We start from the raw sequence: 25178 nt of genomic DNA on the forward strand, positions 1-25178 counted from the left end.
TGGTCGGTGTGCCGTGTAGCGACCAGTCGGACATTTCTACTTTGCATATCGGCGGACATTTCAACATGGCTGCCACAACGTATGTAGCCGGGTGGGTTCAAGGATGAAGTGCGACTTGCGAATGATACCAATGGGTTGTCACTCGCAAGGAAGCTGCAATGAAACGCACCTACTCCCACATCGACATGGATGAACGGCGTAAGATCGCCCGCTGGCGCATGGCGGGCCTGACTGTTGACATCATCGCCGAGAAGCTTGGGCGCCATCGCTCAACGATTTTCCGGGAGATCAAGCGCAACATGTTCATCGACGAGGTCATCCCGGATCTCAACGGCTGTTACTGTGTAACAGCGCATGACATGGCCTGCGAACGACGCGCCAAGCTGAGGAAGCTGGCGCGGTTCGCGCGCATCCGTCAGTCGGTGATTGATCGGATCAAGCACGGTTGGTCGCCGCAGCAGATTGCCGGAAGGATGCGTTTGGAGCGTCATCCTATATCGGTCAGTCACGAAACGATCTATAAGTTCGCGTATTCGCCCGACGGCCAAGCGATCAAGTTATGGCGGCACCTCCCGGAGCATCGGGCTCGGCGGCGACCTCGACATGCAAGACGCAAGCATGGCCGACGGTTTAGCCCGGAACTCAACATTCTGCGCCGCCCTGACACTGTCGCTGACCGAAAGCAGTTCGGGCACTGGGAATGCGATCTCAATCAGTTTCCGCAAGACGTTCGGAAAAGCCAATGTGACGTCGCTCGTCGAACGCGTGAGCCGCTTTGCCATCTTCCTTCGCAACAATGATCGGCAATCCCGGCCGGTCATGGACGGCCTCGTCCAGGCACTGCAAGCCCTGCCCCATCTAGCGCGTCGCTCCATCACTTTTGACCGCGGCACGGAGTTCACCGACTGGCCTTATCTGCAAGCCAGCATCGGTACACAGACCTGGTTCTGTGACCCGCAGTCGCCGTGGCAGAAAGGAACCGTCGAAAACACCAACGGCAGAGTGCGGAAATGGCTTTCGAGAGATGTCGACCCGCCGACCGATTGCTGATCAGTGCGACGTCCGCCGCCAATATCCGGTAACGAGGTGATCGACGTTTCCAAATGTCGGCTCTGCCCGCAGCTTGCTGCGAATACGGCGTGCAACTTCGGCCTCGCATCCAACCCAAAGGCAGACCGGCTCGGCGTCGATCGATCGAAGACAGGTGTCAATAACCTGTTCAAGCGGCAAAGGCGTCTCGCAGCGCTTGAGCCAAGTCAGCGTCACTCCGGCAGGAAGCGCGAGCGGCAATGTATCCGCCGCCTCGGAAACCTCCACGAAGACGTCACCCCTTGCGTCCACCGGCAGCATCTCCAGGATCCGGGCGATAGCCGGAAGCGTTGTCTCGTCGCCGGCAATCAGGTACCGGCCGGCCTTGCCGATGCCGATACCGCCGCCGCTCGGACCCGCGACACCAACCATATCACCCACGGCAAGTGCCGACGCCCACGCGGCGCCCGGACCGTTCCCCCCGTGCAGAAACACGTCAACATCGATCGTACCGTTCGAAACATCAATCGAACGAACGGTGTATCGGCGCCATATCGCGGCCGGCTTAGCATCATCCCTTGCCTGGGAAAGCGCCGCGAAATTTACGAGCAGTTGAATGTGAAGCGCATCCTTTCGATCAAAACGAGCGACATCCGGACAGCTGAGCGTGATGCGCTTCATGCTTCTCGAGATCATCCGCATCGCCTGCACTTTCAGGATCGAGAAGCTTGGCGGCAATCCGCGCGTCTTCCAGTTTTCCTCGAAGCTGACCCTAACGGGTTCGCCAGCGGCAAGATGCCGAAACGCCGCGTCCAGCCAGCTTCTGACGAAATAGGCCGTTTCCGCATCCTTGGACGTGGCCTGAACGACCAGTTGGCCGTCCTCGCACCACATTCGACCATGCACGTCAGGAAGCGTGACGATCAGCGCGCCATGTTCCTCGGCAAGCTCAAGACCATCTTCCCTCAGATGCTCGGCCAGATGGCGCAGACAGTGTTCAGGTTCAGGCAATTCGGCGCACGCCTTCAAAACGAAGGCAGCTGGCATGCTCACGGTCATTAATTGGTCTTTCGCTCGTCATCGACGGGATGCCAGAGACGATCCGAAAAGAACTTCCGGCGGGATATCTCGACGATGGCGGCCCGTTTGTTGGGTAGCTCCACTGTGCCGGTGCGTGAAAAGCCGGAACGCTGGAGATTGCGGAGCTGGCGGTGGTGATCGGCCTGCGGCTCCTGGACGATGCGCTCGGTACGCGGATCGTCCAGAAACATGAAGTGCAACAGCGAGGGCAGCCACGCCGTAAACCAGGCGCGGCCACGGCAGGCCTCCTCGCCAATGATGACGTGGCATCCCCGATCGTAATCGCCTGCCGCGCAGAAGGGGCCGATCAGGTCCTCCTTGGCCCAGTAGACCTCGAAATATCCGAACGAACGGCCCTCGAAGCGCGCAATCAAAGGGATGATATGCGGATCCGCGAACATGCCTTCGAGATATCGACGATGACGAAGCTCATCGCCGGCCTCCTGCCAGAATTCGTTGACGCGCGGCTGGTTCATCCATCGGTGAACGTCAGGCAGATCGCCAAGTGTTGCGACATCGAGCGTCAGCTCGCCGCCAAGCCAGGGAATGAAGCGCGCATAGACGCGTCCGCTTGGCTTCGGCGGACGCAACGGGTGGAAGGTTCGGCCGTCATAGACATCGTGCCGCGGATAAGGAACGGCTTGCGTCGGGCTCCACAGGCGCGCGGCCTGCCAGAACATATCCGCTCGCACGCTTGGACCGGCCGCGTCGAAGTGGCCACCGATCGCGCATAGGCCGCCGATAAAAGGCTCCCAGCCCTCCCCGCTGAGATGAACCGCGAGACAGTCCGGCTCCATCGAAAATACGAAACCGAGCAGAGCGCTGAGAAGGCGCGTGTGGTCTTCTGTCGATAGTTTGCTGTCCGCCCTCGGCTCGGTCAGGTCGTTTGCGTGCGCGGCAACAGTCATCCAGTTGCCGCGCTCGTCGCTTGCCGTGAGAGTTGATCCTTGCCTGATGACGCGCAGGCCGCCGCACGCGTCAAGCGAGAAGCAACGATAGCTGGGAAACGTCTCGGATGCGGTATCCTTGATGCGCGTCGATTGCAAAGCGGTTCTATCTCCCGATCAGAATATCTTGGTCAACGAGACCGCGAAGGTGCGACTGCGACCGTGATAATCGAACACGGATTCGTCGGCGAGCGCACCGTAGAGCGCCTTGGCCCGCGAACCCCAGATGGTCGTGTAATCCGTGTCGAAGACGTTCTGGATCCCGAAGTTGATCGTGGTGTCGGTGTTTTCGAACGTGTAGCTGCCCAGAAGATCAAACAGCGTGTAGCCATCGATCTTGAAGTCGTCGGCATCCGTCAGGCTGAATACGTGCTGACCGGAGAAGCGAAGCTTCAGCTCATCATTGCTCCAGCCGACATAGCCGCCAAGCTTCGAAACACTGGCCGTGCCGATCGTGTCGTTTTCCCAGCCGTTGTCGCCCTTGACCTCGGTCTTCACCCATTGGCCGAGCGCGCCGACATCGAAACCATGATCGAGCTTGACGCCGGCCTTGGCTTCGATCCCGTAGACCCGGCGTTCGCGATCGAGCACATCGACGGCAAGCGTGGTTCTGTTGAGCTCGATGGAGCGATCGGAGAACGAGTAATATGCCGCGGTCTCAAGGCTGTAGGTGCCATCGTCGAGACGGTAGCCAACTTCGAAGGAGTTGGTCTTGATGGCCTCAAGCGCAGACGATCCGACATTGACGCTGTTGTTCAGGCTGAAAATGCCGCCGGCAAGGGTATAGCTGCCGACACCGTAGTATTTGCCGGGATCAGGCAACTCGAAGCCCTGGCTGAAATTGGCATAGACCTGCTGATCCGGTGTGAGTTCGTATGTCACGCCGGCGTTGACCAGAAGCGCGTCATAGCTCACCTCTCCGCCGGGAATCGCCGCGGCTGACGTCGCGCGACCCTGAAGGATCGCGACCTGCTGCGCGGCACCAACAAAATCCGAGACCTCGGTGTTCACGAACTGGTAGCGAAGGCCGCCATTGAGGGTCAGCCGGTCAGTCGCCTCGTAGGAGGCTTCCACGAAGCCGGCGATCGTCGATACGTCGATGTCGGGATACAGACCCGTCACGCCCATTGTTTCGAAATTCAGCCCGCCGGTCGTGGCCGCGGTCAAGAGATCGAACACGTTCTGGCGCGATGTAAAGCTGTCGCGGTCGGCGTCGATGCCATAGGTGATCTTCAGGTTATCGGTCGGCTCGGCGACCAGCGCCGCCTTGATGCTGTAATAGTCGGTGTCCTGCGAGCTCCCGGCGAAATACGAGCCGGTGAATGCGCTTGAGGACGGGAACGGGTTGAACTTCAGCCGTTCGCTGCGGAACGCGCCCTGGAGCAGCAGCTGCTGACCCAGAAAGTCCTCATCGGTATAGGTGACGTTGAACATCGAGCGGCGCGTTTCCGGATTGAAATCCGACTGGTAGCCAGGCCGCGTTTCGAAGAGATCCGGATTGGAAAGTGCTGCGAAGAACGGGCCGTAATAAAGGCCGTAGTCGGATTCCTGCTTGCTGTCGAAATACTGGCCGGAGAGTTCGAGACGCCTGTCATTGTCGATCTGGAAGCCAACCGAACCCATGATGTCGAGACGCTCGTTGAAAGCCGTCGACGTCTGCGTGATATCGGGCACGACCATCGTACCGGTGCCGTCGTAATAGGCGCCGGTCTTGTTGCCGGAGATCGAGAAACGAGCGTCCCAGTCGTCGCTGTTGTAGGTGATCGCGCCGCCGGCATTGCGGTCGAAATCCTTGCTGCCCTGGAAGCCGCCGCCAAGGCCGACGGTGCCTTCGCCATGCAGGCCGGGAGCGGCATCCTTGCCCTTCTTGGTGATGATGTTGATGACACCACCGGTCGCGTTGCCGCCATAGATCGACGTCGCACCCGACAAGACCTCGATACGCTGGATGTTGAAGGGATCGATGGAATCGAACTGCCGGCTGAGCGAGCGCGCTGAGTTCATCGACACGCCGTCGATCAGGATAAGCGCCGTTCGCCCACGAAGGTTTTGTCCATAGGACGTTCTCGCCCCCTCGCTTGCGGGGTCAAAGCTTGGAACAGTGTCGGCGAGGATCTGCTGCAGGCTCTTGCCCGAACGCGCTTCGAACTCGATATCCTCGGAGGTGACGACATAGATCGTCTTGGCGGTCTCGGAAATCTGCTGCGGCGAGCGGGTACCCGTTACCACAATGGTCTCAAGCAGCGTCGTGGAGCCTTGTGTCTTGTTCTCCGTTGCCTCAGACTGCGGCCGTTCCTGCGCGAATGCGCCGACGCCCCAGCTTACACTGCCCGCCACCGCGCAAAGTAAAATGCCGCGCTGTCTAATTCTACCCATTCATGCCCCCAAAACAATAAAATCAATTTCGGAACCGTGTTCAGCGGCTCCATTTTTTTAAATAGAAGACTATTTAAGTCATGTTTTATGGGGTAAGGCTGCGAGCCGCTTGGATCAGGGCGAACCTCATTTGGACTGACGCGAACAGCAACAGGAAAGCCAAGGCCCCATGGAGACTATCCGACCGCTGAAATTGGGAGCGCTGTCGTTGCCCGACAATGACAGCAGAATCATGTGCCGCAGCATCCTTCTCGACATGCTCGGCGAAGCAACCATTACCGTGCAAAATGGCGATCTTTCGGGTCTGACCGGCCTGTTCTGGCGCTATGTTTCGCTGTCCCTGGCGACGATCTACCTTCCCAGAACACCGCTCACGCTCACCGCGAAGGGCGTGGTCGATGCGGGCGTGGTGATCTTGCGATCCATGGATGGTCCGCTTGAACTGAGATACCGACGGCGCAAGATCATAGTGCCGCGTAGCGACGTCATCTTTATCCCGGCGGACGGCCCAACCGATATCGTGCTGCCGGAAGGCGGGCGACTCGATTTCGCGCACCTGCCCGCCTATTCGCTGGCGGCCAAGCGGGATCTCCTCAAGCCGGTGATGCTGAAGCCGATCGACGCCGGATGCCTGCCGCTGCAACTGCTGACCAACTACGCGGGATATCTGCTGCGCCAGGAACATCACAGCGAACAGGACGCCGGCATGATGGTGGAGCACTTCTACGACCTGCTGCCGGTTCTCGCCCAGCATATGGGCAACGGTTCGGCGCCAAGCGCGCCGCAGACGCGGCTGGATTCCATCAAGGCAAGGATCGAGGAGAACCTGGCGAGCGGGACCTATTCCGTCAGCGATGTCGCCGAGGCAGAAGGGATCACGCCACGCGCCGTCCAGAAATTCTTCAGCCGCGAAGGCGCGACCTTCTCGCGCTACGTGCTGGAAAGGCGCCTTGCGGTCGCCAAGACGATGATCATCGCGGAGGGCGCCACCCGCCCGATCAGCCAGGTTGCCTATCTCGTCGGCTTCAACGACCTGTCCTATTTCAACCGGACTTTCCGCAATCGCTACGGCATGAAACCATCGGAATGGCGCAAGGTTGCCGCCGGCCGCGAAGCCTGATGTGATCTCAAAAACGGCCGGATGTGGATACATCCGGCCGTCTGTTTTTCATCTCTATGCCGCGTTGCTGCGCCGCTCGAAGACGACGAGAGGATTGTCGACCGTGCCCTGAAAATCGGGCACCGGACGCTCGTCGTCTTCGGCATAACCATGCGTGAACAGGCGCACGCGGTTGAGGCACAAGCGCGGATACTCGTCGCCGAAGAGATCGAATGCCGCGAAGCGATCGGCAAGATCGGGGAAGCGTTTCTGGTAGCGCAGCACGCTGTCGCGCGCCAAGCTCCAGAACGTGTTTTCCGACAGACCCGAGCGCTGATCGAGCAGCACCGAGATGTAGCGGAAGACGCAGATGAAGAGCGTCGTCTGGATGAAGTGCACGAGGAAATCGGCAGGGAGCTTCAGAAGCACCGCCTTTACCTCGTCCGGCAGACTTGCCGTCTCGGGGAAATCGAGGTCGCAGACGATGACGTCATCGATGAAATCGCGCAGCGCAAGACGCTCCGGCCGGCCGTGCTTCAGGATCAGGGTGGCATTCTGGCCATGCGCCGAAAACGCCAGCCCGTGCTTGGCAAGCAGATGGAAGACCGGCGGGATGACCACGTCGAAGAACCGCGCCATCCACGCTTCCACCGATAGCCCGGCCTTGTCGGCCAGCGCTTCGATGATCGGTCGCCCGTCCGCCCCCGCATGCAGCAGGCCAGCGAGAGGGATGCCTGTCTCGCCGTCCTTCAGATGTCCCGCGAGGCTGTCGCGCCAAAGGCAACCGAGCATTTCGTTGAACTGATAGGGCGCGCCATCGACCTTGGAGAATTGCGGGTGCACGTAGTGCACGCCGGCCCGCTCTCCGAGCAGCACCAATCCGCACTCGTCACGCAGGAAGCTGTCGCGCGCAAGCAACCCGTCCAGCCAGGTCGTCAGTGGCGCTGCCGTCAGCGCGCGCTTGCCCGGAATGCCGCGGTAGACGGCGGTATTCAGGATCGTCATGCAGAGCTTCAGCGTCGAGGCCTGCGGCCGCGTGACGTTCGATAGCGTTCTCACCGACTGCTGCGGCAGATAGAGATCGTCGCCCTGGCCGAGATAGACGATATGGCCTGCCGCGATGTCGGCGGCGAAGTGCGGCACGATCATGTGATCCCACTGCCATGGATGCGCGGGCATGACCGAATGCGTTTCGGCCGAGCCGCCGCCTTTCTTGAGCGTGTCCATGAACTCACGATAACGGTCCGCGCCGACGGCCTCGGTGACCAGATGTTCGTTGGTCAGCCCTTCCTCGGCGACGAAGGAGGCGCGCTCCTTGCTGACGCCGAGCCAAAGGATGGTTGTCGGGGTGCGGTTTTCGGGTGTGTAGGCGAGATAGTCCTGATAGCCGAGGCCGATGCGTCCCTTGCTTACCGTGACCCATGGATGGCCCGTCGTCTCGCCTTCCATCCTGATGTCATCAAGCTCCGCAAGGTCCGCCGCGGTCTTGTCGGCGCTCGCGACGATATGGGCATCCGATACCAGCGTATTGCCGAGCTCCTTGATGAAATGCGCGACGGTCATCGGCTTCACGCCGAGCTGCGGCAGGAACTCGGCGCAGAAGGCCAGCGGATCGGAAATCGGCGTGGCGATCCCGCCGTCATGCCTGACGATGCTGCCCGGCTCGACCGAGAGATTATCGAAGACATAGCGCTTCGCCCGGAAGCGGATCCTCACCGTTCCGATATCAACGCGGTAATGTCCCGGCTTTTCGGCGACAGCATCGAAGACGCGCTCATAGGCGAATTCTTCGATCACCTTGGCAAGCAGGCGCGATGCAGCAAGCTGCCAGACCTGCGCGGAAAAAGCCGAGGGAACGGTGTTGTTAAGAGGCTTGTGCATAGAGATCTCCCGAAATGTCTGCGGCGCTCAGCGCGCCCTGCGGCAGGCCAAAATTCTGGAATGCGGCATTGGTCTTCACGCGATAGCGTTCGTGACCGAGTAGCTGGTTGACGATCGCGGCGTTGCGGAAGGCACCCAGGCCAAGATCGGGTGCCCCTACCCCGTGATGGAACGTCTCGGCGTTCTGGACGAAGACCGAGCCTGGCCCGCCATCCGCCCGTTCCGCCCGGAAGTCTTCGCCGACGATCAGATCGCCACGGTCGCATGTCTTCAAGACGCCGCCCTTCAACGCCTCTAGCCATGCCGGCCATGCGTGTCGGTAGCCGGTCGCGACAACAACCGCATCGGTTTCGATGGTGGCCCGCTCGTCGAGTTCGCTATGCCGAATGCCGAGCCTGAAGCCGCGCGGCTCCGCGTCCAACGTCTCGACAGCGCAATTGGAGGCAAGCGTCAGTCCCGAGTTCTTGCCGGCCGCCGAGCGGTGGTAGAGCAGATCGAAAATCTCGCCGATCGTCGAGAAGCTGATCCCCTTATGCAGCAGGTCCTGGCTCGCCACGATCTGCCGACGCTTGTCCGGCGCCAGGCGATGGAAGTGGTGCATATAGTCGGGCGTGAAATACTCCAGACCGAGCTTCGAGTATTCCATCGGGAAGAAGCCCGGCGAGCGGGTGATCCAGTGGATCGATGCACCAGTGGCAACCGCCTCCGGCGTCAGGTCGTTGAAGAGCGCCAGCACGCATTCGGCCGCACTCTGGCCGGAACCGACCACGGTGATGCGGCGGCGCTTTGCAAGCTCGGCCCGGCGTTTGCCGAACTCGCTTGAATGCATAATCGGCGCACGCGCTTTCACGCGCGCCCATTCGGGCATCTGCGGTACCGTGCCGATGCCGAGCGCGATGTTGCGGCTGTCGTAGCGGCGTGTCTTGCCGGCCTCGTTCGTCGTCTCGACCGTGAAGAGTTCGAGATCCCGGCGATAGATCATTTCCGTCACCTCCTCGCCGAAGCGGCAGGACGACAGGCGCTGCGAGGCCCAGCGGCAATAATGGTCGTATTCCTCGCGTGGGATCATGAAGTTCTCATAGAAATAGAACCTGTAGAGCCGGTCGTGAGCCGCGAGGTAGTTGAGGAAGCTCAAGGGGTGCGTCGGATCGGCCATCGTCACGAGATCGGCCATGAAGGGAACCTGCAGCGTCGTGCCGGGAAGGATAAGCCCTTCGTGCCAGCGGAAGGCCGGCTTCTTTTCCAGGAAGACGCCGTCGAGCGTCTCGTTCGACGAGACGAGTGCGGCCAGACCGAGATTGAACGGCCCGATGCCGATGCCGGTGATATCGAGTGGGGTCATGTCACAATCCAAACTGCTGTGTGAAACGGTCGCGATGGCAAAACATCAGCTTCGCCCGCTTGTCGGGAAGGTCGATCTCGCCCTGCTCCTCGAAGGCGCAGGCGGGCGCGTAGCGAAGCAGCCGCCGCGCCGCCACGCTCGGTTCGCCAACCACCTTGGTGGTCGCGGGGTCGTCCAGAAACAGGTAGCGCGTGAAGGCCCGGATGATCGCCGGGGCAACACCTCGACCGAAGAAGGCGGGTTCCCCCACCAGCATATGCCAGCCGCGATCCTTGTCCTCGGCCGCATAATGGCGGCCGAGAATGTCGTCCTTGGCCCAGTAGGCCTCCCAATAGCTCATCGGCTGGCCATCGATCAGGCCGATGTAGGGGTCCTGATGCGGATCGGCGAGATTGGAGTCGATGTAGCGCGCGATCTCCTCGATCGGCTTGGCCATCTTCCATTGCGGGACCACATGCGCCTGGTTCATCCAGCGCCACAGCAGCTCGAGATCCGTGCCCTTGTCGAGCAGCCGGAAACTGACCGTACGTCCGATATCGGGGTCGTAGCGTGAATAGGCGAAATCGGCATCCCGCCGCGCGGTATCAAGCATAGGCCAGCTCCCGTGTCCGCGCGGCCAAAGGGTTGTCCAGCGCCAGATAGACCGATTGCGTCTCAAGCGGTCCGACCAGCTCGTCCATCTGCGCAAACCGGGTCCTAAGGTTACCCTTGGTGAGCAAGGTCGGCGCCAGCATCTTGGCTACGAGCTCAGATTGGCCGCCTTCGGCATCATGCAACGACTGCAACTCCGCACGCAGCATGGACAGGAGCACGGCCTCGTCGACGAGACCTTCACGGCCAAGCGCCCCGATCATTCCGAGCGTCGAGTTGATGAAGGCGTAATAGAGCAGGCGCTCGTCGACCGGCTCCTCGCCGAAGACGGATTCGCTGGCTATACCCAGCTCAGGAAGCACCTTGACCAGTGCCTCATGCCCGCGGTGGTGATGGAAGAAGCCCTGGTTGTCGCGGTAGAGCGTTCCGACGGGATAGCCGTCCTCGATCTCGATCAGCATGTTCTGCTGATGCGCCTCCATCGCGATGCCGAATTTCAGATAGAGCGCGAAGACCGGCCGCACGAACACGGTAAGGAAACGTTCGAACCACGCGGTCGCCGCTTCGTCCAGCGGCCGCCCTTCCCTGGCCGCTACATCGCGTATCAAGGCTCCGAGCCGACTTCCGCGTTCGGGCAGATGCTCGCAAAGCGATGCGAAGAGGCTGACATTGCGCTCAGCTCCAGCGCCGTGGAAGGGATTTTCACGCATCGACACCGAAAGCCCGTCGAGGACCTCTCCGCTAGAGGTGACACCGAGATAAGCAGGATCCGGGATGAGCGTCAGGCCGGGATAGCGGCTCTGAAAATCCTGCCACAGAGGGCTCGCCCGGAAGCGATACATATCGTCCCCGCGCAGAAGCTCACGGGCGAGATTTACGCGCACCGAATTGGTGATCCCGACGCCGAGCGAGAGCTTCAGCATGAAGGGAGCGTCCGGCCGGTAAAGCGTGCGTACCGACGATGTCGGATACCACAGGCCACCTGCTTCGCCGCAATCGACGATCAACCCCTTCTCCGCCAACGCGGCCACGTCAGGATCGGCAAGCATGTGATCCGCCTGCCAGGGATGAACCGGCAGCAGCGCGTAGTTGTCGGCTGGGAACCGGGCACGAATGCCCTCGAGTTCCGCTCCGCATGCCTGATCGATCCATGCTTCCGGCGCCGGCGAGCCGGCTGAGTGACCGCCATGGGCGACGCGCCGATCGACGGCGAACCAGCGCAGCGCGAAACCGGCGGCGAATTCCGGCGAATAGCGGCGCGATTGCGCTTCGTTCATACCCTCGCGGCTCTTCGGGCACGGATGGACGCCGTGGCCGGCAATCAGCCCTTGCTCGGCCTCGATGAACGTCACGTGGCTTCCCGCGAGGCCCGCGAGATCACCTTCGCGCGCGTCCAGCGCCTGCGCGATCAGGCGTCGGCTGGATCGCAGGCGGTTCAGAAGATCTTCTCGCCCATCCTTGGCGGCGTCACCCGGCTCCAGTCGCTCGACGATGAGATCGGCGGCCTCGGCAGGCGTCAGGCTGCGCTTTGAGCCAGCTTCCGTCAGGCTGGTTTCGTCACCGAAGAGGTGATGACCCGTTGCCGAACGATAGAGCACCGGCACGGATAGAGTGCCGCCCGTTTTCGGAAAAGCGATGACGAACGACAAGCCACCTGCACCATTTTTCCAGCTGGCGATGTCGGAGTATTCGCGTGCAACGCAATTGAGAAGCGAGCGAAGCGAGAGCGTGGCGGCGGTTTCAGCCTGCATCGTTGGTCTCCCTGTCTTGTGAAACTATGTCTTTTGTCTGGATGTCCTCGGCAGCCTCGCCAATCGCGTCGAGCACGCGGTTGACGACATCTGGCGTCGAGCGGGGGTTGAGAAGGGTGAACTTGAAATGGACCCGCCCATCGAGAACCGTTGTTGCCAAAGCCGCGACGCCGGCTTCGAACAGCTGCGCCCGCAGCCTGATCGTCATCTCGTCGTCATGGCTCGGTCCGTGGGCAGATACGTAGCGGAAGACGACCGTCGACAGCGAGGGACGGCGGGCAAGCCGCAGATAGGGTCTCGCATCGACGGCTCGCGCGGCGGCGATCGTGTTTTCGAGTGTCCGGTTGATGAGATCGTCGAGACCGTCGCGGCCGAGTGCGCGGGCGGTCATCAGCACCTTCAACGCGTCGGCGCGTTTCGTCGTCTGAAAGGAACGCTCGACCAGATTAGGCGCGCCGGGGAAGACCGCATCCTCTGGATTGAGATAGTCGGCCTTGGTGGCGAGCGGCAGGAAATCCGCCTTGTCGGCCACGAGAAGCACGCCGCAGCTGATTGGCTGGAACAGCATCTTGTGGAAATCGAGCGCGACCGACTGTGCCCGTTCCAGCCCCTTCAGTCTGTTGCCGTGGCGCGAAAACAGGAGCCCGCCGCCATAGGCGGCATCGGCGTGCAGGAATACATCGTGCCTTGCCGCCAAGTCGGCAATCGCGTCCAGCGGATCGATTGCACCGAGGTCCGTCGTCCCTGCCGTCGCAACGATTGCCACCACCGGGCGCCCCGATCGCCTCGCCTCGTCGAGACGGCGGCCGAGGGCTTCCGGTCGCATGCGCCCGTCTTCGTCCGTTTCGACCGTCACCACGGCATCAGCGGCAAATCCGAGGATACGGGCGCTCTTTGCAATGCTGAAATGCGCCTGCTCGGAGGTGAAGACCAGGCCGGTATGGCGCGCCTCGAGACCGCATCGCTCGGCCGCCAGATGCAGCGCCGTCATGTTCGACTGGCTGCCGCCGCTGGTAAAGCTGCCGCTTGACGTGGCCGGCAAGCCGGCTGTCTCGCAAAGCCATTCGATCACGCGCTCCTCGACCATGGTCGCGAAGGGCGACTGATCCCAGGAATCGAGAGACTGGTTGGTGGCGGAGATCAGTACCTCCGCCGCCAGCGCCGGAATGGCGACCGGGCAATGCAGATGCGCGACGGCGGCCGGATGACCGACGGCGAGCGCATGCTGGACCGCGGCCTTGCCGATGTCGTTGAGCGCCGCCGAGGTCCCCTGCCCGATTGCCGGGCACGGGTCGATGGCATCGACGAGGCTTCTGAGGTCCTCGGCGCTCGCGCCTGAGTAAGGGCCGTGCGTATCGCCAGCCTCTTCCAGTGTGAGATCGACAGCCTGCATCATGGCGCGCAGGTAAGCGTGCCGAGAGACGGCGTCCGGGCCAAGAACCTGGGAGAGCGGATCAGGCGCTGGCGCCGATCTTGTCTTGAAGGAGAGCACGTTCATGGTCATGCCGCCTTTCTTTCGAGGCGATCGAAGGCGTTGGCGAGGATCGCGCCCACCTGATCGATTTCCGCGTCGGAGATGATCAGCGGCGGAAGCAGGCGCAGGACGCTACCGAAGCGGCCGCCGGTTTCCATGATCAGACCCTGACGGAATGCATCCGCCTGGATCGAGGCGGCGGCCTCGGCGCCGTGTGGCAGATGTCCGATTGCGTCGCGACGTCCGGCGGGATCGACGATCTCGATACCGAGCATAAGACCGGCACCTCTGACCTCGCCGACATAGGCCGAGTTTCTGGCGATCCGTTCGAGATGACCGCGCATCCGCTCGCCGGCCGCGGCAGCCCGTGCAACCAATTCATCACGCTCGATGACCTCAAGCGTCTTTTGGCCGGCGGCCATTGCCAGCTGGTTGCCACGGAAGGTTCCGGCATGGGCGCCGGGTTTCCATACGTCGAGCGAGGAGCGGTAGACGGTCACCGCAAGCGGCAATCCGCCGCCGATCGCCTTGGAGAGGACGACGATGTCGGGCACGATCCCTGCCTTCTCGAAGGCGTAGAAGCTGCCGGTGCGGCCGACGCCACTCTGGACCTCGTCGATGATCAGCGGGATGCCGAGCTCGCCGGTAACCTCGCGCACCTTGCGCAGCCATTCGGCCGGAGCCGGGATCACGCCGCCTTCGCCTTGCACGGCCTCGAGAATAACGGCGGCCGGGCGATTGACGCCGCCTTCAGGGTCACGCAGTGCCCGCTCGAAATATTCGCCCGCCAGCCTGGCCGTCTCCTCGCCGCCGCGTCCGAATGGGCAACGATAGCTGTAGGGGTAGGGGAAGAAGTGGGCGCCTGGCACCAGCTGCCCGACCCCTGCCTTCGGGCCAAGCGAGCCCATCAGCGAAAGCGAGCCCTGCGACATGCCGTGATAGGCGCCGCGGAAGCAGACGATGTCGGTTCGCCCCGTTGCCGTCTTGGCAAGCTTGATCGCCGCCTCGACCGCGTCCGTGCCGCTCGGCGAGCAGAACTGGATTTTCGCTTCTCTCCTGAGCTCCTCGGGCAAGGTTGCGAAGAGATCGGACACGAAGCGGTCCTTGACCGGCGTGGTGAGATCGAGCGTGTGAAGCGGCAGTCCTGATGAAAGAACATCCTTTAGCGTGTCGATCACCTCGGGATGATTGTGCCCTAGCGCCAGCGTACCGGCGCCGGCAAGGCAATCGAGGTAGGTCCGCCCTTCGACATCGGTGACAGTGCATCCTTTTGCCGACTTCAGGGCCAGGGGAAAGCGCCGGGGATAGCTGCGGGCGTTGGATTCCCGCTCGGCCTGACGGGCCAGATAAAAGTCATTGCGCAGCAGTTCGGAGGTGTCCATGTGTTCGGCTCCGTTTCTTTGAGGTCAGAAGTGCTGGGAAGTCAGAAGTGTTTGGAGGCCAGGAGTGCCGGACCTTGGTCAGGTGGTGGCGGGCAGCGCCTCCACGCTGCGCTTGATCTTTTGCAGCATCCAGACCGACAGGCCGACGCCGAGGACCGAGATCACCGTGGCGATGGAAAACAGTGCCTCAAATCCGAGGCGATCGGCGAGGTAGCCGGCGATCGACGCGCCGATGAGATAGATGACGAGTTCCGCGCAGGTCAGCAGCGTGAAGTCCGTGCCCGGTTGCTTGTCGGAGGACGAGGCCATGAAGAACGAGTAGATCGCCACAAGCTCCATATAGCGGATGAAGGTCTGGAATGCTGACGCCGACAGCGCCACCGCAATGCCCGGCCAGATCCCGAAGGCGTTCAGCGCGAAGGCGAGGAAGCACAGACTGCGCAGGCCACCAAGAAGAATGAGCGTTGCCGACAAGCCCGCCTCGCGGATGATGAGAGCGGCGATCGCGGCGCCGAGCAGGCCGGCGGTCGCGGCGGCCGCCCCAGACATGTAGCCGATCCATTCGGTCGGCACCTTGATGTCGACGAGGTAGGTCCCCTCCATGCCGCGCACGAGACCTTCGCTGGCGCGATAGCTCAGGGCGAAGGCGAGGATCAGCCATGCGTTCGGCCGGCGGAAGAATTGCAAGAGCCCGATACGCTCCTTGGATTTTTCAGCCGGTTGCGAAACGGGCGGCTCCTCGTCCATCCAGAAGGCTGCGACGAGGGGAAGAAGCGACAGCGCGGACACGAGCAGAATGGTCGGCGTCCAGCCAATCCTGTGAACCAGGACGAGAGCAAGAGTTCCGCCGAGGATAACGCCGAGAGCAACCGCGCCGGCCTGCACGGCGTTGCCGACAGGGCGGGACTTCGTGGTCAGCCGGCGGACGGCATAGCCATCGGTGGCGATGTCCTGGATCGACGAGAGCAGCGTGATGAGTAGCGCGATCGCAAACAACGCGCCCGCCTGATGCGGCTCGACAAAGGCCATGATGGCGATACCCGCGCTGACCAGGAGCTGCGTTGGAATGACCCAGCCACGGCGATGGCCAAGGCGTGGAAAGAGCGCGAACCGATCGACGAACGGGGCGATGGCGAACTTCAACACGAGTGGAAGCATGAGAAGCGAAAACAGGCCAATCGCCGTGCGCGACGCACCGGCTTCCCGCATCAATGGCGGCAGAGCCACGAGAAGCAGATAGGTCGGAATGCCCTGAGCGAGATAAAGCCCGCCGAGAATGGCGTAGAGCCTGCTCTGGCCTTCAGCACCCGGCCGGGCGGTCGCGGGTATCATGTCTTTATGCAGGTCCATCGCGGTCACTGGCGTCTCTTCTTTCAGATGCCGGCACGCCGGCTAAATATAACAGGAGTATTTTTATCATATTTAAAACCAGACGCACGACTTGGCTTGGATCGAAGCGAACCAGAGTTGGACAATAGCGAACATGCAAGTTTTGATTGCATACCCAGTCGGCCGCAAGGCCGTTGCCTGCGTTTGGCCTATCGTCGAAAATCACTGAAAAGCGGCCGCTCGGAAAGAGCTGTTGCGCTCATTGAGCGTGGCCGGCACCTGCCTAGCCGTGGCTGGAGTCGTTCGGCACCAGGGGCTCGACATCCTTGACCTTGGCGCGATGGAAGATGAACAACCCTGCAAGAACAATGATGGCGGCGCCGATTAGCGTTTGCCGATCGGGGAACTCGCCAAAAAACAGCCAGCCGAAGAGGACAGCCCAAAGCAGCAGCGTATATTGCAGCGGCGCCAGCAGGGAGGCCGGTGCAAGCTTCAGCGAGCGCGTGATCATCAGGTGCGCCGAACAGGAAACGACGCCAAGCAGCAGCAGCGCCAGCAGTTGCTGACCGCTGAAAGCGCTCCAGTTGCCAATACTGAGGAGCGCGCCGGTGGCGAGGCAGCCGAGCGTCTGCCAGGTCACAAGCGTCGCATCCGGTGTGGAGCGAAGCACGCGGCCAAGCACCAGCGTCAACGAAAAGGAGAGACTGCCAACCAGCCCGAACATCGATGGCCAGGACAGCATCGCCGTCGATGGGCGCAGCGCGATGACAACGCCGACAAACCCGATCAATACCGCCAGCCAGCGCCGCCAGCCGATCGTCTCGCCGAGAAGAAAATGCGACAGCGCGGCCACATAGATCGGCCCGGCCATATAGAAGGTCATGACGTCGGCAAGCGGAAGATAGGCGACGGCAGCGTAAAAAAGGCCGGTGTCAGCGGTGGCGAGGATGACGCGGATCAGCTGCCATTGCGGCTTCTCGACCCGGTGGAGCGACGTCAGTGGTTGGCGCGAGAGCATCGGCCCGAGCACGAAGAATGCACCGAGCGAGCGCACCAGCAGCACCTGGCCGACAGAAAAGCTGGCAACCAGCCATTTGCCCATGGCGTCGTTGAGGGCGAACATGAAGTCGCCGACGAGCATCAGAAGAATACCGGCCAAGATGGCGTTGCCGCCCAGGACGAAAGCCGCCTGTCTGTTCATGATTTGCGGGCGCTCCACGACGCCATTTGTCCGATGAGGTTCGGGCGGTCAAAATAGGTTTGCACGCTGCCGCCCATATCGATGCCTGTTTGGGTGGCAGATGCTTACTCCGAGGGCACGACATCTTGCAAGCGGCAAGCGCGTGGTTGCGTTCGCGCCGCCACTTGCGAACACACAAATCAATCCAAATGGCCGGCGCCTGCATCCGGGAACTCGGCGTTCCAGAAGTCGGTAGCCTGAAACGTCCAGAGCGTGCTCGGCGTGAACCTCTGGTCAGGTGTAGCCGCAACCACATCCATCAGCAGGGCGGCGTCGCGCAGTTTCACGTTCACGCTATTCGCCCGCAGCAGAGCCAGCATACTCTCCGCGCGCTTCGTCTCGCCGAACGTCAGCCGCACGAGATATCGGTATGTCCGATCCTTGAAGAATATCTCCCGCGCGGCCGCCTGCAGAGCATCATGCTCCGCTCCGGTGAGCAAGCCGAGATCCAGACACCGCGATAGTGTCGCCCGGACATTGACGAGCGGTTCGCTGAGCGGAAGGTATCCCAACTCGGCCGGCGCGTGCGATTGGGCGACGTCGGAATCGTCTTCGAGCGTGTTGGATGCGTAGCCCTCGTAAATCTCACCAATGCCGATCATTCCGAATGGGCTGCACTCCGCCGCACGCAATGCGCCCATGCTCGCTGCGCCGAAGATGTGCACGCCCCGCGACAGCCCGAACAGGATCTCCTTGTGCCAGATGGCCGGTACATGTTCGTAGATGCCGTCGATCAACCCGATGACATTGGCCCCGTCGACGATCGCCCGGTAGACGTCACCCTGCCTCGCGGGTGGTCGAATCTCATAATCGGCACGGGACAGCTCCGCACCGTTAAGCGTTGGCCCGGCAAAGATCACCCGCATCCCGACACCGCCATCCTCACGCCAATGTTCTTCTGCCTCGCCGCCAATATTTAAGATCCGCAGCCGCCAGCGCTTCGATCCGCTGGCCGCAGAATAATACAACCTTTGCGTCTCGCAACCGCGAATGCAGCTGTTGAATGTCTGGGAACATCGTGACAGACTGAGGCATGGGACGAGCCGTGCCCAAAGAAAAACGGGCTGATCAGGGGTGAAATGACGTTCGTTCTGGAGACCTTTGGAAAGCTGCGGTTGGCCGACGAGGATGGCAACGTCATCGCCTTGCCCGAGAAGGGGCTGTTGCTGCTTGCCTACCTGCTGACACTCGATGAGGGATCGGCATACCGCACCACGATCGCCCGCTTCCTGTGGGGCGAAACGGATAACGGCGCATCCGACACGACCTTGCGAAAGCTGCTATCCAGAGTGAAGGCTTACCAGAGCGATCTTGGGTCCAGCTTCGTATCCTTCAAGGGCAGCACCATCGCGATCGACCGCGCGCTGCTGACGTCGGACATCCAGCTCATTCGGGAAGACGAGGCCTCAGCGCCCTTCGCGCGGCTGCGGCGGCTGGTCAAGCTGCTCGACCAGCCCTTCCTCGGCCCGGTCAAGATCCAGAGCCGGGAGTTCAAGAGCTGGGTCGTCGATGAAGGCAACCGGCATGTCGAGCTTCTCGAGCGGACATTGAGGGAGGCTCACGCCGATGCGCAGACGCGCGACGACGCGGAAGTCTTGCGCAAGGCGGCGGTCATCCTCTTCCGTTCGGAGCCGCAGGATCCGGAAACACTGCAGTTATTGCTGAAGATCTTCAACGCCGAGCAAGACGTTGAATCGCTTCAGAATTATTTCGCCAAGCGACGCGGCTCGATCGAGCGCGGCGCCAAATTCTCGGCATCCGACAAGGGTAACGGCAGCACAAAGGTTGCCGCTGAAGCGAGACCGCCTTTGCGCAATGGCGCGGCAGCCGGCTTGGCCGTCGAAGCAGGCAGCATCGCCCACGCGATCCCGCGCCTCGTCCTGCTTCCACCAAGCAACCAGTCGGTCAGCCCCGACGCGGGCCTCATCGCCTCGTCGCTGATCGAGGACATCACCATCGGTTTTTGCGCCTTCAACAGCCTGCGGGTGATCGCGCCCTACTCCGCGGTCCAGGTCGGTCACAACGTCGAAACGCAGGCCGCCTTCTTCGAACGGCAGGCCGTCAACTATGTGTTGGAGACGCGCATCAGCGGCGGCGCGGACGACGTGACGCTGTTTGCCCAGCTGATCTTCGTCGATGATGCGCAGGTTCTCTGGGCGGAACGCTTCGGCCTGCACCGTCTTGACCTGCTGCGCGACAAGCGCGCGATCTCTCGGCAGATCGCCTTGTCCGTCTCGCGCGAAATCGCCCGCCACGAGGAGCAGCGCGCCGATATCGAACTCAATCCCGCGGCCTATCACCGCTATCTCGCCGGCAAGCGCGACATGACGCGCATGACGCTTCCCAACCTCCGGCGCGCGCGCAAGGAGATGAAGGCAGCGCTCGCAGCCAGCCCCGATTTCGCGCCGGCGCTGAGCGCCATGGGGCGTACCTATTCCAAGGAATGGTTGCTCACCGCGCGTGGCGATATCGAGCTCCTGAAGCAGGCGGAGAACCTCTCCAGGCAGGCGATCGAAAAGCGATCGGACTTCGCCGACGGATACCGCGAATTCGGGGTGGCCAAGCTGTTGCAGGGCGATTTCGACGAGAGCGCCGAGGCGATGGAAGTGGCCGAAGCGCTGGCGCCGCATTACGCCGACGTCATCGCCGACCACGCCGATACGCTGGTGCATTGCTCTCGCCCGGGCATGGCGCTGCAGAAGATCGAACGGGCGATCGAACTGAACCCGCTGACCCCGGACATGTATCTCTGGACAGCGGCGGGCGCCAACTACGCGCTCGGCGAATTCGGCTCGTCGATCGACTACATCGGCCAGATGTCCGACCCGAGCCTTGCTGATCGCCTGGCGGCAGCCAGCTGGGCGATGATGGGGCATGCCGACAAGGCACGCATTCTTGTGCGCCGCGTGCGCGAGGCAAACCCGAATTTCGACGTCGATACCTGGCTGGCGGCAGTGCCCAGCAAGGAGCAATGGCATAAGGACCTCTACCGAGAGGGACTCAAGAAGGCAGGCTTTTAACCGTTCATCTTAGAGGGAAAGAGAACATGAGCGCAGTCGTTGTCATCAGCATCACCGGCGAAGAAGGTCTTTGGGTCGCCGATCTCAGCGCGGGAACCGTAACCCCGCTCGATCCGCCGGCAGGTAGCAAGCTCAAGGAGGTCGCCGATCTCCGCAAGAGCGGAACGTCGATCACGAAGGACGTCAATTTTGCCGTCGTCGTAAAGTCCGCCAAGGAAGCCGCGTCCGGGCACTACGAAGGCTAATCAAGGCCGGAAGATCCAAGTCAGTCAGTTGGTCGGCGCCTTGTCTTGCTCAAGGCGTCGGCTTTGTCGTGCGCGTTGTTTGCGAGGGTCCAGCGGCCCCGTTTCCGGCAATCCATCATCCTGACTCGCTCCCATCTTCGCTCGGTCAAATTGCACTCGCGGGTAAAGCCATATCAAAATAAGCGGCGACGTCTACATTTTAGATCGTTTGATCCAACTTCCGGCAATTCCGCCCAAAATCAGGTGAGTTTGCTCGGCCCGTTCCAGATTACATTCCACGTCGCCATCCCCAGCAAGGAGAACGACCGTGGAAACCCCTCGCCTCGCCCCATCGCACACAGCGACAACATTGTCGAAATTCCGCGACGGTCTCGCAAGCGCCGATGTCATCGCCGCTCTTCGCGACGGGCTTGTCGGAGCGAAAGCGAAGATATCCGGTCCCTATGGCGAAAAGAACCTCGTCTACGCCGACTATGTCGCGTCGGGCCGCGCGTTGCACCAGGTCGAGCGCTTCGTTCTCGAAGAGGTTCTCCCCTATTACGCCAACAGCCACACCGAGGCCTCCTATTGCGGTGGCTTCATGACGCGCATGCGGCGCGAAGCTCGCGGATTGATCGGCGGATTCTGCGGCGCGAGTGCTGATCATGCCGTCATCTTCACCGGCTCCGGCGCGACGGCGGGCATCAACCGGCTGGTCTCGCTGCTCGGCGTGACGGACGCGATTGCGTCAGGCAAACGCGTGCGCGTCGTCATCGGCCCCTACGAGCATCACTCCAACATCCTGCCCTGGCGCGAAAGCGGCGCGGAGATCGTCGCGATCCCCGAGCAGGCATCCGGCGGCCCCGACCTTGGTCTGCTTGAAGCAGCACTGCGCGATAGCGACGCGGACCTCACGATCTGCACCCTGTCCGCCGCCTCCAACATCACCGGCATCACCAGCGACGTCTCCAGGATCACCGGCCTCGTCAAGGCAACCGGCGCGAGGATGATCTGGGACTACGCCGGCGCTGGCCCTTATGTGCCGATCGCCATGTCTCCGGCATCAGGTGCCGACATCGACGCCATCGTCGTTTCGCCGCACAAGTTCATCGGCGGCCCCGGCGCTTCCGGTATCCTGATCGTGCGGCGCGACGCTGTCTCGGCGACCAAGCCTTCCTGGCCGGGTGGCGGCACGGTGAAGTTCGTGTCGCCCACGACGCATGACTATAGCGACAGCCTCGAAGCCCGGGAGGAAGCCGGCACGCCGAATGTCGTCGGCGACATCAGGGCGGCACTCGCCTTCATCGTCAAGGACGCGATCGGCGCGCAGGTGATGGCCGAGCGCAATCATGCATTTGCCGAGCGCGCTTTCAGCGCCTGGAGACATATCGAGCGGCTGGAAGTCCTCGGCCTGCCCGGCCCCGACCGCCTGCCGATCTTCTCGTTCCGCGTGAAGGACGGCAAGGGCGGCTATGTCCATCAGCAGCTGATCACGCGCATGCTCAGCGACCGCTTCGGCATCCAGGCGCGTGGCGGCTGCGCCTGCGCCGGGCCTTATGTCCACCGACTGCTCTCGATCGACGATCAGCAGTCCGAGGCTATCCGGCAGGCCATCCTGTCCGGCGACGAGATCATGAAGCCTGGTTTCATCAGGTTGAATCTCAGCGTTTTGCTTGATGACGAGAAGGTCCGCTTCATTCTCGATTCCGTCGCCCAGATCGCAGCCGATGCGACCGCTTTCGTAGCGGATTACGATTTCGATCCGAGCCGGGCGATCTTCTTCCCGCGCGCTGCGTCCATGGAAGATGAAGTCCATGCCGCAGCCTGAGGTCGCCGGCTTCCACGATGCGCGCACGGGCAGCATTCAGTATGTGGTTTCCTGCCCGACCACCCGCAAATGCGCGATCATCGACCCCGTGCTCGATTTCGACGAGAAGTCGGGCTCGACGGCGACGACGAATGCCGACAGCCTGCTCGACCATATCGCGCGCCATGACCTAACGCTTGAGTGGATCCTCGACACGCATCCGCATGCCGACCATTTCTCCGCCGCCTCCTACCTCAAACAGCGCACCGGCGTGCCGACGGCGATCGGCGAGCATATCGTGCAGGTGCAGGAGATTTGGAAAGAAATCTACAACTGGCTGGACCTCGCCTGCGACGGATCGCAATGGGACCGGCTGTTTTCCGACGGCGACACCTTCATGATCGGCGATCTCGAAGCCCGCGTCATGCATTCGCCCGGCCACACGCTGGCGTCAATCAGCTACGTCATCGGCGACGCGGCCTTCATCCACGACACGCTCTTCATGCCCGATAGCGGCTCGGCGCGGGCGGATTTTCCGGGCGGCAGCGCCGATAGCCTGCGGACGTCGATCGAGCGCATTCTGGATCTCCCTGACCAGACCCGGCTTTTCACCGGTCACGATTATATGCCCGGCGGACGCGAGGCCCTGTGGGAAAGCTCGGTCGCCGAACAGAAGCAAAAGAACCCGCATATCGCCGGTCGTTCGCGCGCCGAGTTCATCGAGATCAGGGAGGCGCGCGACAGGACCCTGCCGATGCCGAAGCTCATCTTGCATGCGCTGCAGGTCAATATTCGCGGCGGCGCCTTGCCAGAGCCGGAGGCCGATGGCCGGCGCTACCTGAAGATCCCGCTCGACGCCCTGTCCGGATCGGTCTGGGGAAGATGACGCCGTGGATGGATCGCTCCAGCATGTCCTCTTCGCGCTCGGCTCCGGCTCGCTGGTCGGCTGCACGCTGGGCCTGATCGGCGGCGGCGGCTCGATCCTCGCAACGCCGCTTCTGATGTATGCGGTGGGCATGCGTGACGTGCACACGGCGATCGGAACCGGCGCGCTCGCCGTCTCCGCCAATGCCTATCTCAACCTCGCCGGCCACGCCGCCAAGGGCCACGTCTGGTGGCGTTGCGCGGTAATCTTCGCAGCCGCCGGCGCGCTCGGCGCCTATCTGGGTTCGAGCCTCGGAAAGCTCGTAGACGGCCAGAAACTGCTCTTCATGTTCGGCCTGCTGATGATGTTCGTCAGCTTCACCATGCGAAAGACCCGCATCGCTTCTGACGTCACCGCCCACTCGCTGACCATGGCGGTACACGGCAAGACGACCGCGATCGCGCTGCTGACGGGCATGTTTTCAGGCTTCTTCGGCATCGGTGGCGGCTTCCTGATCGTGCCGGCGCTGCTGCTCGCCACGGGCATGCCCCTCATCAACGCCGTCGGCACCTCGCTCATGGCCGTTGGCACCTTCGGCCTGACCACCGCCGCCAACTACGCCACATCAGGCTTGGTCGACTGGCTGACCGCTGGCTATTTTATCGCGGGTGGCATCGGCGGCGGTGTCATCGGAACGATCGCGGCCACGCGGCTCGCCGACCGGCGCAACACGCTCGCGACGATCTTCCGCGCCGTCATCTTCGCCGTCAGCCTTTATGTGCTGTGGCGCAGCTATATCGCGCTTTAGCCGCTCAGGGTCGCTCGGCGATCCCCGAGCCTGACGCCGGATTGTTCTTGGACTGCGCGCGATGCTCCCGCCACATGGTGAAGAGGCCGGCGCCGACGACGATCGCGGAGCCGAGCAGCATGTTCCAGCTCAGCGTCTCCCCAAAGAACATCACCGCGATCACCGCGCCCACGACGAGCTGAAGATAGGCGAACGGCTGCACCTCGGAGGCCTGCAATGAATCATAGGCGCGAATCAGGCAGTAGTGGCTGACCGTGCCACAGACGCAAAGTGCGGCGACCATCGGCCACTCCGAGACGGCGATCGGCGTCCAGTAGAAGGGGCCAAGCAGCGAGATCGCGACCGCGCCGCCCACGGCGGTATAGGCCAGGCTGGTGAAGGTCGAATCATTGCGGCTGACCGCCCTCGTGGCGACGCTGTAGGCCGCGAACATGGTGGCGCAGGCGAGCGGCAGCAGAAGATAGAGGCTGAAGGCGCCACCGGTCGGGTTGATGATCAAGAGCACGCCGAACAGCCCCGCGACGACGGCAAGCCACCGCCGCCAGCCGACATGCTCGCCCAGAAACGGGATCGACAGAATGGTCACGATCAGCGGCGTCGACTGGAAGATGGCCTGGGTGATCGCAAGCCCTGTATGCGCAAGGCCGAACACGAAGAGCGCGATCTCGGCGACCAGCAGCACGCCGCGCATCCCCTGCATCAGCGGATGCTTCGTCACGAAGGCGCCACGCACGCCGCCCGGCTTGCGCATCGCCAGCAGCATCACGAAAGCCGCGAACGCCCAAAAGCGGATCATGGTGATCAGGATCGGCGAATATCGCTCGCCGAGATATTTCGAGAAGCTGTCCTGAACCGCGAAGATGAAGACCGCCGCCAAGGTGAATAGGTAACCCTGCAGCTTGGGGCTGGTGCTGTTGGAAATTGTCGTGCCCT

At 62.1% G+C, this 25178-nt stretch carries 19 protein-coding genes and 1 pseudogene; 7 read left to right on the forward strand and 13 right to left on the reverse strand.

Annotated elements, in window-relative coordinates:
* Positions 1–158: 158 nt before the first annotated feature.
* Positions 159–1035: pseudogene (locus tag ACCD05_RS24180) on the forward strand (IS30 family transposase); the annotation flags it as partial.
* A 15-nt stretch (positions 1036–1050) separates the two neighbouring features.
* Here ACCD05_RS24180 and ACCD05_RS24185 read toward each other — a convergent pair.
* The 3 genes from ACCD05_RS24185 to ACCD05_RS24195 are packed head-to-tail and all read right to left on the reverse strand — an operon-like array spanning position 1051 to position 5432.
* On the reverse strand, positions 1051–2040 hold the full coding sequence (locus tag ACCD05_RS24185; protein ID WP_162724651.1) for a siderophore-interacting protein: 990 nt from the start codon (positions 2038–2040) through the stop codon (positions 1051–1053).
* 47 nt (positions 2041–2087) lie between these two features.
* The gene (locus ACCD05_RS24190; protein WP_413395884.1) at positions 2088–3155 is read right to left on the reverse strand and encodes a GNAT family N-acetyltransferase; all 1068 of its coding nucleotides are present in this window, start codon (positions 3153–3155) and stop codon (positions 2088–2090) included.
* A gap of 18 nt (positions 3156–3173) precedes the next feature.
* On the reverse strand, positions 3174–5432 hold the full coding sequence (locus ACCD05_RS24195) for a TonB-dependent receptor (RefSeq protein WP_413395886.1): 2259 nt from the start codon (positions 5430–5432) through the stop codon (positions 3174–3176).
* 169 nt (positions 5433–5601) lie between these two features.
* On the opposite strand from ACCD05_RS24195, the gene ACCD05_RS24200 reads away from it, so the two are divergent.
* The gene (locus ACCD05_RS24200) at positions 5602–6552 is read left to right on the forward strand and encodes an AraC family transcriptional regulator (RefSeq protein WP_112950164.1); all 951 of its coding nucleotides are present in this window, start codon (positions 5602–5604) and stop codon (positions 6550–6552) included.
* Positions 6553–6606: 54 nt separating this feature from the next.
* Here the strand turns inward: ACCD05_RS24200 and ACCD05_RS24205 are convergent, their stop codons facing one another.
* From ACCD05_RS24205 to ACCD05_RS24245, 9 genes are all read right to left on the reverse strand, one after another.
* A complete protein-coding gene (locus ACCD05_RS24205; protein WP_112950165.1) occupies positions 6607–8412 on the reverse strand; it encodes an IucA/IucC family protein in 1806 nt (601 codons plus the stop codon).
* Entirely contained in the window at positions 8396–9754 is a 1359-nt protein-coding gene (gene basC, locus ACCD05_RS24210) for a putative histamine N-monooxygenase (RefSeq protein ID WP_112950166.1), read from the reverse strand. The genes ACCD05_RS24205 and basC overlap by 17 nt, the downstream gene beginning before the upstream one ends.
* Before the next feature lies 1 nt (position 9755).
* On the reverse strand, positions 9756–10346 hold the full coding sequence (locus tag ACCD05_RS24215; protein WP_112950167.1) for a GNAT family N-acetyltransferase: 591 nt from the start codon (positions 10344–10346) through the stop codon (positions 9756–9758).
* On the reverse strand, positions 10339–12096 hold the full coding sequence (locus ACCD05_RS24220) for an IucA/IucC family protein (protein WP_112950168.1): 1758 nt from the start codon (positions 12094–12096) through the stop codon (positions 10339–10341). The genes ACCD05_RS24215 and ACCD05_RS24220 overlap by 8 nt, the downstream gene beginning before the upstream one ends.
* Positions 12086–13600: a pyridoxal phosphate-dependent decarboxylase family protein gene (locus tag ACCD05_RS24225; RefSeq protein ID WP_112989306.1), complete on the reverse strand. Its 1515-nt coding sequence runs from the start codon at positions 13598–13600 to the stop codon at positions 12086–12088. The genes ACCD05_RS24220 and ACCD05_RS24225 overlap by 11 nt, the downstream gene beginning before the upstream one ends.
* A complete protein-coding gene (locus ACCD05_RS24230) occupies positions 13597–14952 on the reverse strand; it encodes a diaminobutyrate--2-oxoglutarate transaminase (protein ID WP_112950169.1) in 1356 nt (451 codons plus the stop codon). Before ACCD05_RS24230 ends, ACCD05_RS24225 begins: the two co-directional genes overlap by 4 nt.
* A 78-nt stretch (positions 14953–15030) precedes the next feature.
* Positions 15031–16302, reverse strand: a complete 1272-nt coding sequence (locus ACCD05_RS24235) for a RhtX/FptX family siderophore transporter (protein WP_112950170.1) — start codon at positions 16300–16302, stop codon at positions 15031–15033.
* A 262-nt stretch (positions 16303–16564) separates the two neighbouring features.
* Positions 16565–17482: a DMT family transporter gene (locus ACCD05_RS24240; protein ID WP_112950171.1), complete on the reverse strand. Its 918-nt coding sequence runs from the start codon at positions 17480–17482 to the stop codon at positions 16565–16567.
* A 179-nt stretch (positions 17483–17661) separates the two neighbouring features.
* Positions 17662–18489 carry a TfuA-like protein gene (locus ACCD05_RS24245; RefSeq protein ID WP_413395891.1) on the reverse strand — a complete coding sequence of 276 codons (828 nt, stop codon included), beginning with the start codon at positions 18487–18489 and terminating at the stop codon, positions 17662–17664.
* Positions 18490–18600: 111 nt separating this feature from the next.
* On the opposite strand from ACCD05_RS24245, the gene ACCD05_RS24250 reads away from it, so the two are divergent.
* The 5 genes from ACCD05_RS24250 to ACCD05_RS24270 all read left to right on the forward strand — a co-directional run bounded on the left by ACCD05_RS24250 (position 18601) and on the right by ACCD05_RS24270 (position 24245).
* Entirely contained in the window at positions 18601–20541 is a 1941-nt protein-coding gene (locus ACCD05_RS24250) for a hypothetical protein (protein WP_413395893.1), read from the forward strand.
* Between the two features lie 26 nt (positions 20542–20567).
* Entirely contained in the window at positions 20568–20786 is a 219-nt protein-coding gene (locus tag ACCD05_RS24255; RefSeq protein ID WP_111560357.1) for a hypothetical protein, read from the forward strand.
* A gap of 307 nt (positions 20787–21093) precedes the next feature.
* Positions 21094–22593, forward strand: coding sequence for an aminotransferase class V-fold PLP-dependent enzyme (locus ACCD05_RS24260; RefSeq protein WP_112950174.1), 1500 nt, complete (start codon positions 21094–21096; stop codon positions 22591–22593).
* A complete protein-coding gene (locus ACCD05_RS24265) occupies positions 22580–23458 on the forward strand; it encodes an MBL fold metallo-hydrolase (RefSeq protein ID WP_111560359.1) in 879 nt (292 codons plus the stop codon). The genes ACCD05_RS24260 and ACCD05_RS24265 overlap by 14 nt, the downstream gene beginning before the upstream one ends.
* Positions 23459–23462: 4 nt before the next feature.
* Positions 23463–24245: a sulfite exporter TauE/SafE family protein gene (locus ACCD05_RS24270; protein ID WP_111560360.1), complete on the forward strand. Its 783-nt coding sequence runs from the start codon at positions 23463–23465 to the stop codon at positions 24243–24245.
* A gap of 4 nt (positions 24246–24249) precedes the next feature.
* Here ACCD05_RS24270 and ACCD05_RS24275 read toward each other — a convergent pair whose 3' ends face one another.
* Positions 24250–25143: a DMT family transporter gene (locus tag ACCD05_RS24275; protein ID WP_111560928.1), complete on the reverse strand. Its 894-nt coding sequence runs from the start codon at positions 25141–25143 to the stop codon at positions 24250–24252.
* Positions 25144–25178 lie beyond the last annotated feature (35 nt).

It is taken from the genome of Rhizobium sp. Rhizsp42 (genome assembly GCF_047304155.1).
Taxonomy (GTDB): Bacteria; Pseudomonadota; Alphaproteobacteria; order Rhizobiales; family Rhizobiaceae; genus Rhizobium.

Coding starts and splice junctions, on each gene's coding strand:
- ACCD05_RS24255 (WP_111560357.1), top strand. CDS start 20,568: ATGAGCGCAGTCGTTGTCATCAGCATCACCGGCGAAGAAGGTCTTTGG.
- ACCD05_RS24265 (WP_111560359.1), top strand. CDS start 22,580: ATGCCGCAGCCTGAGGTCGCCGGCTTCCACGATGCGCGCACGGGCAGC.
- ACCD05_RS24250 (WP_413395893.1), top strand. CDS start 18,601: ATGACGTTCGTTCTGGAGACCTTTGGAAAGCTGCGGTTGGCCGACGAG.
- ACCD05_RS24215 (WP_112950167.1), bottom strand. CDS start 10,346: ATGCTTGATACCGCGCGGCGGGATGCCGATTTCGCCTATTCACGCTAC.
- ACCD05_RS24220 (WP_112950168.1), bottom strand. CDS start 12,096: ATGCAGGCTGAAACCGCCGCCACGCTCTCGCTTCGCTCGCTTCTCAAT.
- ACCD05_RS24230 (WP_112950169.1), bottom strand. CDS start 14,952: ATGGACACCTCCGAACTGCTGCGCAATGACTTTTATCTGGCCCGTCAG.
- ACCD05_RS24240 (WP_112950171.1), bottom strand. CDS start 17,482: ATGAACAGACAGGCGGCTTTCGTCCTGGGCGGCAACGCCATCTTGGCC.
- ACCD05_RS24195 (WP_413395886.1), bottom strand. CDS start 5,432: ATGGGTAGAATTAGACAGCGCGGCATTTTACTTTGCGCGGTGGCGGGC.
- ACCD05_RS24205 (WP_112950165.1), bottom strand. CDS start 8,412: ATGCACAAGCCTCTTAACAACACCGTTCCCTCGGCTTTTTCCGCGCAG.
- ACCD05_RS24200 (WP_112950164.1), top strand. CDS start 5,602: ATGGAGACTATCCGACCGCTGAAATTGGGAGCGCTGTCGTTGCCCGAC.
- ACCD05_RS24225 (WP_112989306.1), bottom strand. CDS start 13,600: ATGACCATGAACGTGCTCTCCTTCAAGACAAGATCGGCGCCAGCGCCT.
- basC (WP_112950166.1), bottom strand. CDS start 9,754: ATGACCCCACTCGATATCACCGGCATCGGCATCGGGCCGTTCAATCTC.
- ACCD05_RS24235 (WP_112950170.1), bottom strand. CDS start 16,302: ATGGACCTGCATAAAGACATGATACCCGCGACCGCCCGGCCGGGTGCT.